This is a genomic window from Massilia putida (genome assembly GCF_001941825.1).
Taxonomy (GTDB): domain Bacteria; phylum Pseudomonadota; class Gammaproteobacteria; order Burkholderiales; family Burkholderiaceae_D; genus Telluria; species Telluria putida.
This window is the reverse complement of sequence record NZ_CP019038.1, coordinates 5,503,376-5,516,867: the sequence shown is the minus strand read 5'-3', so window position 1 is coordinate 5,516,867 and position 13,492 is coordinate 5,503,376. Positions and strand designations below refer to the sequence as shown.

Here is a 13,492-nt window from a genome sequence, read left to right as displayed (position 1 = left end):
CACGGCACCCCGTGCGATCGACCGCCTCTAAATCTCCACCTGCGTTCCCAGTTCGATGACCCGGTTGGTCGGGATAAGGTAGTAATCGGCGGCATCGCGCGCGTTGCGCTGCATCGCGACGAACAGATGCTCGCGCCAGGGTGCCATGCCCGCGCCCGGCGTCGAGATCACGGTCTGCCGCGCGATGAAGAACGATGTCTGCATCATGTCGAAGGCCAGGCCGTGGCTTGCGCAGAGGACGAGAATGCCGGGAATGTCCGGCTCGTCCTTGAAGCCGAACGTCACGTCCAACTGATGGCAGCCGTGGCCCAGCCCGGTGATGCGGATCCGGGACTGCGGTTCGACACGGGGCTCGTCGCTGATGTGTACGGTGAGGAACACGGTACGTTCGTGCACAACCTTGTTATGCGAAAGATTGTGCAGCATCGCATGCGGTACGCCATCGCTTTCGCCACGCAGGAAGATCGCCGTGCCGGGAACCCGCGCCGGCGGCGCGATGAACAGCGATTCGAGGAAAGCGTCGAGCGGAATGGCGTGCTTCTGCAGATTGTCGAACACCTGCTGGCGGCCCCGGCGCCACGTAAGCATCAGGGTGAACAGCAGCACGCCCAGCGTCAGCGGGAACCAGCCGCCATGCAGCACCTTGAGGACGTTCGCCGAAAAGAACGCCACGTCGACCGCCAGGAAAAATCCGGTCGCGGCCAGGCACAGCAAGAGGTTCATGCGCCAGCGGTAGCGGATCACGAAATAGGTGAGGATCGTGGTGGCCAGCATCGTCGCGGTGACGGCGATGCCGTAGGCCGACGCCAGGTTGTCGGACGAGCCGAAGCCGACGACGGCCAGCAGCACCGCGATCAGCTGGAGCCAGTTGATCACCGGAAGATAGATCTGCCCGATCTCGCGTTCCGAGGTGTGCACGATGCGCATGCGCGGCAGGAAGCCGAGCGCGATCGCCTCCTTGGTCATCGAGAACGTGCCGGAGATCGTCGCCTGCGATGCGATGACGGTCGCGATGGTCGACAGCATGACCAGCGGATAGACGCTCCAGCTGCCCAGCTGCTGGTAAAACGGATTGGCGATCGCGTCGGGACGGGCCAGCAGCAGGCCGCCCTGGCCGAGATAGTTCAGGGCGAGCGCGGGAAACGCGACGGCGAACCACGCGAGCCGGATCGGCTTGCGGCCGAAGTGCCCCATGTCGGCGTACAACGCCTCGGCACCCGTGAATGCCAGCACGATGGCGCCGAGCGCGAGAAACGCGGTGCCGCGGTTGTCGATGAAGAAGCGCAGCGCATGCCACGGATTGAGCGCGACCAGGATCCCGGGGCTCTGCACGATGTTCACGACGCCCATTGCCGCCAGCGCCGCGAACCACAGCAGCATGATCGGGCCGAACCAGCGCCCGATGCCGGCGGTGCCGTGGCTCTGGACCGCATACAGGCATACCAGAATGACGATCGTCAGCGGCACGACGTACGGCTGCAGCGCCGGCGTGGCGACCTCCAGGCCTTCGACCGCCGACAGCACCGAAATCGCCGGCGTGATCACGCTGTCGCCATAGAACAGGGACGCGCCGAACACCCCGATCAGGAGCAGCGCGACGTGCAGGCGTTTGCGGTCGCCGATGGCCGCCAGCGCGAGCGCCAGGAGCGCCATGATGCCGCCTTCGCCGCGGTTGTCGGCGCGCAGGACCAGCGTCACGTATTTCAGCGAGACGATGACGGAGAGGCCCCAGAAGATCAGCGACACCACGCCGATCAGGTTGGCCGGCGTGAGCGCCAGACCATGCGTGGGGTCGAAGACGGTCTTCAGCGAGTACAGCGGACTGGTGCCGATGTCGCCATACACGATGCCGATGGCGGCCAGGGCGAGACCTGCCACTTTCTTGTTGTTCTGCTGCGTATCCAAGCAATGCTCCAGGAATGTACCTGACTGGCATCGTACCGGGCGGCACATAAATATTTTGTAAAAAGATGCCTGGCGACGGCGCCTGCCCCCGGCTGCTGCGCAACGTGTGGGGCCCGAACCGGGCGGGCCATGCCCGCTGCCTGCGGATCTCTATGGGACACCTGCGCCATAAGCCGGAAGACAATCCGGCCCGGGACATGATCACCGGGACCGGCGTCGGTTACCGGTTCCAGCTGCCTCGGGTCAGGCCCCGACGACGAACACGGACGCCCTGTCGCGCCCCTCGTGCTTGGAGCGGTACAAGGCTTCGTCCGCCACATGGGCCAGCGCGGACGGGTCCGGGTGCGGACTCCACGCGATGCCGATGCTGCTCGTGACCTGCAGCGCGCGGCCGTCGAGTGCGAACGGCAACCGGATCGCATCGTGCAGCTTGGCCGCGATGCGCTCGCATTCCAAGGGCGAACCGACCTGCTCCAGCACGACGACGAATTCGTCGCCGGCCAGGCGCGCCACGGTGTCCGAACTGCGCACGGTGGCGGACAGGCGCTGCGCGAATTCGCGCAGCACGGCGTCGCCCACGGCATGGCCGAGGCCATCGTTGATCTGTTTGAAGTGGTCGATGTCGAGATACGCCAGCGCGAGCGGCGCGGCGCCGCGGCGCGCGCGCGCGACGGCCTGCGCCAGCCGTTCCTCGTAGCTGCGCCGGTTCGGCAATCCCGTCAGGTGATCGGAATGGGCGAGCGCGTGCAGCTGGCGCTCGTATTCGCGCGCCGACGTGGCGTCCGTCGACAGCACATAGATGCCTTGCACGACGCCGTCGCGCACGTGCGGCAGATAGGTCGAGCTGATCACGCGGGTGCGGCCGCGCCGGACTTCCTCGATCTCCAGGTGCGACGCATGGCCGGACAAGCAGCGCTCCAGCGCTTCGCGCCGCGGCGCATAGAACGCTTCGCCCATCGATTCGAGCACGGTCCTGCCGATCATGTCCTGGCTCCTCACGCCGAACCACTCGCGGTAACGCTCGTTGGCGAAGCGGTAGCGCAGGCCGGTGTCGACGTAGGCGATCAGCGCCGGCACGTTGTCGGCGATGGTGCGCAGCCACTCGCCGCTCTCGGCCAGGCGCGCGCGCGATGCGGCCAGTTCCGTCACGTCGTGCATCGCGACGACGGCGCCCAGCGGCTCGCCGCCCGCGCCCTGCAGCGCGCGCCCGCTCGCCAGCAGGCGGCGCGGCGCACTGCCCGGCACGTGGATCGTTATGCCGGCGTCGCGCACGCGCTCGCCGCGCAGTGCGCGCGCGAGCGGGACCTGTTCCGGGGCCAGCGGCGTCAAACCATCCTCGCCGTACAAATCGTAGCGGGCGGGCCAGTCGGACATCGTCAGGCCGCTGTCCGCGTCGAGGCCGTGGAAGTCGCGGGCCGCGCGGTTGAACAGCGTCAGGCGGCCGTCGGCGTCGCACGCGACCACGCCCACGTCCACCGTCTCCAGCACGGCGTCGAGCAATGCCTGCTTCTGCCGCATGGCCTGTTCGGCGGCCGCGCGCAGGCGCGCCGTCACGAGCGCGTCGCGATTGAGTTCGTCGTCGACCAGGCGCGCCAGGTCGCACAGCAGTTGCCGGTCGGCGTCGCCGAATGCGCGCGGGACCGTGTCGATGATGCACAGGGTGCCGAGCGGCTGGCCGTCGAGGCTGTGCAGCGGCTGGCCGGCATAAAAACGGATGCCGGGCGCGCCCGTCACGTGCGGATGGTCCTGGAAGCGCTCGTCCTGCAGCGTGTCGGGTACGACGAGCATGTCGTCCAGGGCGATGGCGTGGCTGCAGAAGGCGATCGAACGCGGCGTCTCGCAATACGCCAGGCCGACGCGCGACTTGAACCACTGGCGCTCGCGGTCGATGAGCGAGACGACCGCGATGGGCACGCGGAACGAGGCCGCGGCCAGGCGGGTGAAACGGTCGAACCGGTCTTCCCGGGGTGTGTCGAGCAGCCCCAAGGCGTGCAAGGCCTGTATGCGCGCTTCTTCCGCAAGATCTTGTTGACTGAGCATGAGCATCCTTGCCTGACTGCGAAGAACGAACGGGCGGCATCGGACCACGCAGCCTGCGCAAGAAATTCTATCCGATTATCACCAGGCTGTGCGCTATGGCCACAACCGTTGCATCGAAGGCACACGACGTGCCGTCATAAAACTTCGCAAACATTCTACAGCGAAAGAATTGGCTAGAATTCATTTCTTATGCGAAAAACATGAATTTTGCTGCACAAATGTCACACTTCGATTGTGTGCGTCAGCGAACCGAACGGCCGTGGCCGGATCCGTAAGGTAGAGCCTCCGCTCAACGAGGACGGTCATGGACGCCTGCCAGCAGTACCCGATCCGGCTGCGCATCAACGGCCAGGACCGCACCTTCGAGGTCGAAGCCTGGGTCACCCTGCTCGACCTGCTGCGCGAACGCGCCGGCCTGACCGGCACCAAGAAGGGCTGCGACCACGGCCAGTGCGGCGCGTGCACGTTGCTGCTGGACGGCCGCCGCATCAATGCCTGTCTCACGCTTGCCGTCATGCAGAACGGCCACGAGGTCACGACGATCGAGGGCCTGGCCACAAGCGATACGCTGCATCCGCTGCAGCAGGCGTTCATCGACCACGATGCGTTCCAGTGCGGCTACTGCACGCCGGGCCAGATCTGTTCGGCGGCCGGCCTCGTCGCCGAGGGCCAGGCGAAGACGGCCGACGACGTGCGCGAGCTGATGAGCGGGAACCTGTGCCGCTGCGGCGCCTATCCGCAGATCGCGCGGGCCGTCTGCGACGTGATGGGCATCCGGCCATGAACCCGTTCACGTTCATCCAGCCGAAGGACGTCGACGCCGTGCTGGCCGCCCTCGCCGCGCCGGGCGCGCGGCCCATTGCCGGCGGCACGAATCTATTGGACCTGATCAAGGAAGGCGTCATGCGACCGTCCGGCCTGGTCGACATCAACCCGGTCGCGAGCGCGGGCCTGGACGTCATCGAGGAAGACGGCGACGGCCTGCGCCTGGGCGCCCTCGCCCGCAACGCGGACACCGCGTCGGCCCCGCTCGTGCGCGAGCGCTATCCGCTGCTGTCCGCCGCGATCCTGGCCGGCGCGTCGCCCCAGCTGCGCAATATGGCGACGAACGGCGGCAACCTGCTGCAGCGCACGCGCTGCGTCTATTTCTATGACGTGGGCACGCCGTGCAACAAGCGCGAGCCGGGCACGGGCTGTCCCGCCAGGGCCGGCATCAACCGCCAGCTGGCGATCCTCGGCACGAGCGAGCAATGCATCGCCACGCATCCGTCCGACATGTGCGTGGCCCTGCGCGCGCTCGACGCGACCGTGCACGTGCGCGCGGCGAGCGGCGGGCGGCAGATTCCCTTCGCCGACTTCCACCGCCTGCCGGGCGACCGTCCCGACGTCGACAGCGTCCTGCAGCCCGGCGAACTGATCACGCACATCGTGCTGCCCGACGCGCGCCGCTTCGCGCAGCGCTTCGAGTACATCAAGGTGCGCGACCGGCTGTCGTACGCGTTCGCGCTCGTGTCGGTGGCGGCCGCGCTCGATGTCGCCGCCGACGGCACGATCCGCGCGGCCCGCATCGCACTGGGTGGCGTCGCGCATAAGCCGTGGCGGGTCGAGGCGGCGGAAGACCTGCTCGCGGGCCAGCGCGCGACCGAATCGGCGTTCGCCCGGACGGCCGACCGCATCCTCCAAGGCGCGCGCGGCTACGGCCAGAACGATTTCAAGATACCGCTGGCGCGGAACGCCATCATCCAGGCATTGACCAGGGCGCTGCAAAAAGGGGAGCAACGATGACCGACCTGATCCCCGAACTGCGCACCCCGACGGCACCCACCGGCACGGGCCGCGTGCACGGCGGCATGGCCGTCTCGCGCGTCGACGGCCGCGCCAAGGTCACGGGAGAAGCGCATTACGCGGCCGAGATCCCGGCGCCGGATCTTGCGTACGGCGTCGTCGTCAGCGGCACCGTCGCGCGCGGCCGCATCAAGGCCATCGATGCGGCCGCGGCCCGCGCCGTGCCCGGCGTGATCGACGTGATCACGCACGAGAACCGGCCGAAGATGCGCGCGCACGACCTCGCGTACAAGGACATGACGGCGCCCGGCGGCTCGCCGTTCCGGCCTTTGTTTTCAAGCCGCGTGTTCTGGAGCGGCCAGCCGGTGGCGCTCGTCGTGGCGGAGACGTTCGAGGCCGCGCGCCACGCCGCCAGCCTCGTGCGCGTCACGTACGACGTCGAGGAACACGACACCGACCTGCTGGCGAGCCTGAACAAGGCCTACGCACCGCGGCCGATGAAGGCGGGCTTCACGCCGCCGGGCACGAAAGGCGACGCCGACAGAGCATTCGATGCCGCGCCCTTTAAAATCGAGGCGGAGTACTACAACGCCGTCGAGCACCACAACCCGATGGAGATGTTCGCTTCCACCGTCGTCCACGGCGCGGACGGGCACCTGACGATCTACGACAAGACCCAGAGTTCGCAGAACAGCCGCTGGTATGTGTCGCACGTGTTCGGGCTGTCGAAGGACAAGGTCACGGTGCGCAATCCGTACGTCGGCGGCGCGTTCGGGTTGGGCCTGCGTCCGCAATACCAGCTGCCGCTCGCCGTGATGGGCGCGCTGAAGCTGAAGCGCTCCGTGCGCGTCGTGCTCACGCGCCAGCAGATGTTCAGCTTCGGCCACCGCCCGGAGACGTGGCACAAGGTCAAACTGGCGGCCGACCGCGACGGCAAGTTGCAGGCGGTATGGCACGAGGCGATCCAGGAAACGTCGCGCCTGGAGGACTACGTGGAAGTCGTCGTCAACTGGTCCGGGCAGCTGTACGCCTGCGACAACATCCACCTCGGCTACCGGCTCGTCGAGCAGGACCGCGCGACACCGATCGACATGCGCGCCCCCGGCGCCGCGCACGGCGTGCACGCGATGGAAGTGGCGATGGACGAGCTGGCGTACGCGCTCAAGATGGACCCGCTCGACCTGCGCCTGAAAAACTACGCGGAACACAATCACCTGAACGACAAGCCGTTCTCCAGCAAGGCGCTGCGCCAGTGCTACCGGCTCGGCGCCGAGCGCTTCGGCTGGCGCGACCGTCCCATCGAGCCCCGTTCGATGCGCGAAGGCGACGAACTCATCGGCTGGGGCATGGCGACGGGCATCTGGGATTCGCTCGTGATGGTGGCGCGCGTGTCGGCCGTGCTGCATGCGGACGGGCGGCTCGTCGTGTCGAGCGCCGCGTCCGACATCGGCACCGGTACGTACACGGTGATGGCGATGATCGCCGCGGAGCGCCTCGGCCTGCCGCTCGAACGGGTGACGTTCCAGCTGGGCGATTCCACGTTGCCGCTGGCGCCCGTCGAAGGGGGCTCGTCGCACGTGACGACGGTGGGCGGCGGTGTGGCCGGCGCCTGCGACAAGCTCAAAAGGGCCTTGTTCAAGCTGGCGCAAAAAGACCCGCTGTTCAAGGGCCGCAAGGCGAAGGACGTCGAGTTCGCGGACGGCCGCATCCACCTGCGCGGCCGGCCGGCCGATGGCCTGCGCCTCACGGACCTGCTGGCGCAGGCACGTAAAGACAGGCTCGAGGAAAAATTCCTGATGACGCCGCAGATGCTCAAGCAGCGCAAATACACGCGCGCCGTGCACTCGGCCGTCTTCGTCGAAGTGCGCGTGAACGAGCCGCTCGGCATGGTGCGGGTGACGCGCGCCGTCAGCGCGGTGGCGGCCGGCCGCGTCATCAATGCGAAGACGGCCGCCAGCCAGGTCAGCGGCGCCGTCGTGTGGGGCATCAGCCAGGCGCTGCACGAAGAGACGTTCACGGACCACCGCCTGGGGCGCTTCATGAACCACAACTTTGCGGACTACCACGTGGCGGCCCACAAGGACATCCACGACATCCAGGTGATCTTCGCCGACGAGGAAGACCGCATCGTCAGCAAGCAGCTGGGAGCCAAGGGCGTGGGCGAGATCGGCATCGTGGGCGTGGCGGCGGCCGTCGCCAACGCCGTCTTCCACGCCACCGGCACGCGCCTGCGTACGACGCCCATCACGCCGGACAAGGTCCTGCTGGGCGATCATGAGGTGCCCGTGAGAAAGTAAATTTCCAGCTGGAATGCGATTCGTCGCATCGGCAACACTGGCTCATTCGAAAGCCCGCCAAAACTCATCTTTCGCTTGCCCTGGCGAACGATCTGCCCCTATTCTTCCCGTTCGCGGCCCAGCCGCAGTGAGTCTGCCCGGCATAACAACGGACGAGAAGACATGACGCATAACGACACGGGCAATGTCGAGGTAAGCCTCGACGAGGTCTTGATCACGCACGAACTCGCACGCCGCCAGGCGCGTGCGCCCGATTACTGTGCGGAGAGCCGCGCGCTCACCCTGCTCAGCCGCGAGCTCGTGACGCATCCGCAAGGCGTGATGCAGCGGCTCGCGGAACTCGCGCTGCAACTGTGCCGCGCCGGCACCGCCGGCGTCAGCGTGCTGGAACGCGGACAAGACGGCGACGTCTTCCGCTGGCCTGCGGTGGCCGGGACGTACGCCGGCGTGCTGGGCGGCGCGGTGCCGCGTCATGACAGCCCTTGCGGCGTCGTCATCGAGCGCAACACCACGCTGTTGTTCGACGCCCCGGAGCGCTGCTTCGCCTCGCTGCGCTGCGGCGGCCCGCCGCTGGCGGAATGCCTGCTGGTGCCGTGGACGATCGACGACCGGCCGGTCGGCACCGTCTGGGCCGTCGCGCACGATCCCGACCACCGGTTCGATGCCGAGGATGCGCGCCTGCTGGCGGAACTGTCGTCCTTCGCCGCGTGCGCGCACCAGGTCGTGAAGGCGCTCGACGGCGACCGCCAGCGCGCCGAACGCGGCCTCGCGGCGCTGCGCGACAAGATCGAGACGCGCGCCTCCGGCCCGGCCGCGCCCGGCGCCGCCGAAGCCGCGCTGCTCGCCAACCCCGCCATCCTGCGTCCGCTGCTCGAGCTGCACGTGGCCGCGCCCGGCCAGGCCGACCTGCCGGCGGCGCAGGCACCGGTCCTGAACCGTGCCTGCGCGCTGACCGGCGCCCAGCAGGGACGCATCGACCTGCACGCCGGACCGGACGCCGGCCGCGCCATCCTCGCCCAGCGCGCGCACGGCACGTCGTTCGGCTACCGCAACGACGTCGTGCGGACCGGCCCCGCCGTGCAGGCGGATCTGCCGTATGCCCTTCCCCTGCCCGGCCACGACGGCGCCGTGCTCGGCACCTTGCGCCTGGCCCTCGCGCGGCCGCCTGCGCCGGACGGCACCGGGCTCGACCTGCTGGTGCGCACGGCGGGTAGCGCCATCGAGCGCCACCGCAGCCATGCGGCCCGGCGCGTCGACGAACGGCGCCAGGCCTTCCTGCTGCGCCTGAACGACATCCTGCGCCCGCTGGCCGATCCGCGCCGCATCCAGGCCGAGGCCGCGCGCGTGCTGCGCGAGCATCTCGGCATCGACCGCACCGGCTACGCGGCCGACTGCGGCGACGACGAGCACCTGATCGTCACCTGCGCCCACGGCACCACGGCGCCGGCCTTCGCGGACAAGCTGCGCTACGCCGACTACGGCGTCGGCCTGCTGGCCGCGCTGCGCACCGGCCACCCGGTCGTGCGGCCGGACGTGCAGGCCGATCCGATGCTGGACGTCGGCGCGCGCGCAGCGCATGCGGCGCTCGGCGTCGCGGCGGTGGCCGACGTGCCGCTCGTGAAGGACGGCCGCCTCGTCGCCGTGCTGTTCGCGCACCATGGCCAGGCGCGCGCCTGGAGCGACGCCGACCTGGCCCTGATGCAGGAGACGGCCGAGCGCACCTGGGCCGCCGTCGAGCGCGCGCAGGCGCAGACCGAAAGCGAAGCGGCCCATGAAGCGCTGACGCGCCAGTCGCGTTTCGTCAAGACGACGCTGGATGCGCTGCCCGACTTCGTGTACGCGTTCGACCGCGCGCACCGCTTCGTCTACGTCAACCGCGCAATGCAGGAACTGTTCGGCATGACGGCCGGCGACATGGTCGGGCGCCGCTTCGCCGACCTTGCATTCCAGTCCGACCTGGCCGCGCGCCTGGACGACCATCTCGACACCATCTTCCGCACCGGCGTCACCATCCAGGACGAAGTGTTCTTCACGAGCCCCACGGGCACGAGCGCGTACTTCCAGTTCCGCTGGGGCCCCGTGCTGGCGGACGACGGCACGGTCGAACAGGTCGTGGGCGTCTCGCGCGACACGACGGGCCGGCGCATGCTGGAGGCGCGCCTGCGCGACAGCGAGGAACGCGCGGCCTTCCTGCTGCGCCTGTCCGACGCCATGCGCTCGCTGGACGATGCGGACGCGATCGAGGCGACGGCCACGCGCATGGTGGCCGCGCACCTGGGCGCGAGCCGCGTGCTGATCGGCGAGTTCGAGGACGGGAATGTCCGCATCCGGCGCGACCACGTGGACGGCGCGGCGTCGCTGGCCGGCACCTATCCGCTGCCCGCGCTGGGCATGCGCGCGCTCGCCGCGTTCGAACGCGGCGAAGCCTTCGTCGTCGAAGACATGGCGCGCGACCCGCAGGTGGACCACGTCGCGCGCCAAGGCTGGATGAGCGTGGGCATCGCGGCGCAGGTCGGGGTCGGCCTGTATTCCGGCGGGCGCGTCGCGGGCGCGTTCTGCGTGCACCACGCGGCGCCGCGCCACTGGAGCGGCGCGGAAGTCAACCTCGTGCGCGAGGCCGCGGAACGGACGTGGGCCGCGATCGAGCGCGTGCGCGCCGAGCAGGCGCTCAAGGATGCCGACCGGCGCAAGGACGACTTCCTCGCCACGCTGGCGCACGAGCTGCGCAATCCGCTGGCGCCGATCAGCAACGCGATCCAGCTGATGCGCCGCCCGGACGGCCGGCGCGCATCGGACAAACTGTCCGGCATCGTCGAACGCCAGGTGCGGCAGGTCGTCAAACTGGTCGACGACCTGATGGAGATCGCGCGCATCTCGCGCGGCAAGATCGAGCTGGCGCGGCGGCCGCTGCTGCTCTCCGAGCTCGTGTGCGACGCCGTCGAGGCCAGCCGGCCGCAGGTCGAGCGCGCCGGCCACCGCCTCGACATCTCGCTGCCGGACGAACACCTGGTCGTGCACGGCGACGCCGTGCGCCTGACGCAGGTGCTCACGAACCTGATCAACAACGCCGCCAAGTACACGGATGCCGGCGGCCGCATCGAACTGGCCGCGCAGCGCTGCGGGGTCAGCGTCGCGTTGACGGTGGTCGACAACGGCCGCGGCATCCCGGCCGCCCAGCTGCCCCACGTGTTCGACATGTTCGCGCAGCCGCACCTGGGCACCAAGGGCGACGGCGACGGCCTCGGCATCGGCCTGGCCATCGCGCGCAAGCTCGTCGAGATGCACGACGGGACCGTGGAAGCCCACAGCGCGGGCCCCGGTCAGGGCAGCGAGTTCATCGTCCGCCTCCCGCTCTTGCATGGCATGGCGCCGGACGACGGCGCGGCGGCGCCCTGCGGTACGCTGGCCGGCCTCCGCATCCTCGTCGTCGACGACAACTTTGACGCGGCCGACACGTTGGCCCTGCTGCTGGAATCGCGCGGGGCGCGGGCACGCGCCGTGTACAGCGGTCCGGCCGCGCTGGCGAGCCTGCCCTCGTTCGCGCCGGACATCGTGCTGCTCGACCTGGGCATGCCGGAGATGGACGGCTTCGACGTCGCGCGCGCCATGCGGACGGAGGGCTGGCGGCACATGCGCATCGTCGCGCTCACGGGTTGGAGCCAGCAGGCCGACCGCGACCGCGCGCGGGACGCCGGTTTCGACCATCATCTGACCAAGCCCGTGGACTTGCAGGCATTGGCAAGCTGGCTGGCGTAGGGGCGGACGGCGAGCCGTCCACCCTACGTATTTAACTCGCGCACCAGTTGCGCATGCAGGCGCGCGTCGCCGCACGCGAGCACGGTGCCGCCGTGCTGGACGTCGCCGCCGTCCCACGCCGTGATGACGCCGCCGGCGCCTTCGATGATCGGCACCAGCGCCTGCACGTCCCACGGCTGCAGGCCGGCTTCGATCACGGCATCGACGAGGCCGGACGCCAGCATGCAATAGGCGTAGCAATCGCCGCCATAGCGCAGCAGCCGCGCCCGGCCTGCCACGGCATCGAAGACGGCGCGCTGGGCGGGATCGAAAATATCGGGCGACGTGCACATCACGTGGGCATCAGGCAGCTGCGCGCAGGGCCGCGTGTGCAATACATGTCCGCCGTTCCAGGCGCACTGCGCCGTGCCCACGAAACGCTCGCGCGTGAACGGTTGATTCATCAGGCCCAGCACGGGACGCGTGCCGTCGTTCAGCGCGATCAACGTGCCCCACAGCGGCAGGCCGAGGAGGAAGGCCTTGGTGCCGTCGATGGGGTCCAGCACCCAGGTGAGGCCGTCGCTGCCCGCGAGTTTACCGTCTTCTTTCCCTTCTTCCTCGCCGAGGATAGCGTGCCGCGGATAGCGGGCGCGGATAAGCGCGCGCATCGCCCGCTCGGCGGCGCGGTCGGCCGCCGTCACCGGATCGAAGCCCTGCGCGCTCTTGTTCTCCGCGCCGCTGCCGGCGCGGAAGTGCGGCAAAATCGCGGCCGCCGCCGCGTCGGCCAGCTCGTTGGCGAAGTGCAGGTACTCGTCGAAGTCGGTGGCATCGATGGCCATGTCTATCCTCGTCGGTGCGCGGCACGGCGCCGCATCCTCCGCATACTACCTTGAACGCGCGCCGGATTGCATGAATACGCATACCTCGCCATCGTCGGGCACGCTCACGCGCGCACGCAAGCCCTGCCCGTCCAGCCAGGCGCGCAGGTCGGCGCGCGACAGCATGCAGTGATTCACGGCCTCCAGGTGGCTCGCGACGATGGCGGCCCGGGGCGCAGCGCGCGCCACCCGGCCGACATCGCCGCTGTCCATGATGATGGGTCCAAGGCCCGGCACCTGCGCGTCGCCGCAGTTCAGCACGACGACGTCCGGTCTATACGTCTCCAGCGCCGCCGCCACGTGCCGGTTCCACACCGTGTCGCCCGCGATGTACAGCGTGGGTTCGTCCGGATGGCGCAGCACGATGCCGCTGACTTCACCCATGCGCGCGCCGATCGCGGCCATGACCGTATCGCTGCCGTGCTGGCCATCCGTGCGGTCGATGCGGATGCCGTCGAACGCGGTGCCGCCTTCCGCATCGAGCGGCCGCACGTCGCCGAAACCGTCGGCGCGGATGGCCTTCGCGTCGGCCTCGTTCTGCGCGAACACGGGGAGCCCGCGCGGCAGCGTGCGGCGCGCCGTGTCGTCCCAGTGGTCGAGGTGCAGGTGCGTGACGATCACGGCGTCCACGTCCATCAGCGTGTCCGGCGGCACCGGCAGGTCGACGAGGGGATTGGCGAGGTGGCTGTTGGCCGTGCCCGCGAAGCCCGGATAGGCGCCCCGCTCCGCCAGCAGCGGATCGATGAGAAGGGTCTTGCCGGCGTAGTCGATGAGCAGGGTGGCGTTGCGGATCTGGGTCAGTTTCATGGCGGCTCCTTGGTGGGTGTGCCACCATTGTCGCCATGCGGCCGG

The 13,492-nt window shown here is 69.2% G+C and carries 8 protein-coding genes; 4 read left to right on the top strand and 4 right to left on the bottom strand.

Going from position 1 to position 13,492, the window contains the following annotated elements; translation table 11 throughout:
• Positions 1-27: 27 nt before the first annotated feature.
• Together BVG12_RS26690 and BVG12_RS26685 are read right to left on the bottom strand one after the other, a co-directional pair.
• Positions 28-1,905 (bottom strand): potassium transporter Kup, encoded by a 1,878-nt coding sequence (locus tag BVG12_RS26690; RefSeq protein WP_075795043.1) that lies wholly within the window; start codon positions 1,903-1,905, stop codon positions 28-30.
• A 243-nt stretch (positions 1,906-2,148) separates the two neighbouring features.
• A complete protein-coding gene (locus BVG12_RS26685; RefSeq protein WP_075795042.1) occupies positions 2,149-3,945 on the bottom strand; it encodes a sensor domain-containing diguanylate cyclase in 1,797 nt (598 codons plus the stop codon).
• 304 nt (positions 3,946-4,249) lie between these two features.
• Here BVG12_RS26685 and BVG12_RS26680 point away from each other — a divergent pair, with 304 nt between their 5' ends.
• The 4 genes from BVG12_RS26680 (at position 4,250) to BVG12_RS26665 (ending at position 11,783) form a co-directional block, all read left to right on the top strand.
• On the top strand, positions 4,250-4,729 hold the full coding sequence (locus BVG12_RS26680) for a (2Fe-2S)-binding protein (protein WP_075795041.1): 480 nt from the start codon (positions 4,250-4,252) through the stop codon (positions 4,727-4,729).
• A complete protein-coding gene (locus tag BVG12_RS26675) occupies positions 4,726-5,730 on the top strand; it encodes an FAD binding domain-containing protein (protein ID WP_075795040.1) in 1,005 nt (334 codons plus the stop codon). Before BVG12_RS26680 ends, BVG12_RS26675 begins: the two co-directional genes overlap by 4 nt.
• The gene (locus tag BVG12_RS26670; RefSeq protein WP_075795039.1) at positions 5,727-8,027 is read left to right on the top strand and encodes a xanthine dehydrogenase family protein molybdopterin-binding subunit; all 2,301 of its coding nucleotides are present in this window, start codon (positions 5,727-5,729) and stop codon (positions 8,025-8,027) included. Before BVG12_RS26675 ends, BVG12_RS26670 begins: the two co-directional genes overlap by 4 nt.
• Before the next feature lie 162 nt (positions 8,028-8,189).
• Positions 8,190-11,783, top strand: a complete 3,594-nt coding sequence (locus BVG12_RS26665; RefSeq protein WP_075795038.1) for a GAF domain-containing protein — start codon at positions 8,190-8,192, stop codon at positions 11,781-11,783.
• A 23-nt stretch (positions 11,784-11,806) separates the two neighbouring features.
• Here BVG12_RS26665 and hisN read toward each other — a convergent pair whose 3' ends face one another.
• Both hisN and BVG12_RS26655 read right to left on the bottom strand, forming a co-directional pair.
• Entirely contained in the window at positions 11,807-12,601 is a 795-nt protein-coding gene (hisN, locus tag BVG12_RS26660) for a histidinol-phosphatase (RefSeq protein ID WP_075795037.1), read from the bottom strand.
• Positions 12,602-12,646: 45 nt separating this feature from the next.
• Positions 12,647-13,447, bottom strand: coding sequence for an MBL fold metallo-hydrolase (locus BVG12_RS26655; protein ID WP_075795036.1), 801 nt, complete (start codon positions 13,445-13,447; stop codon positions 12,647-12,649).
• Positions 13,448-13,492 lie beyond the last annotated feature (45 nt).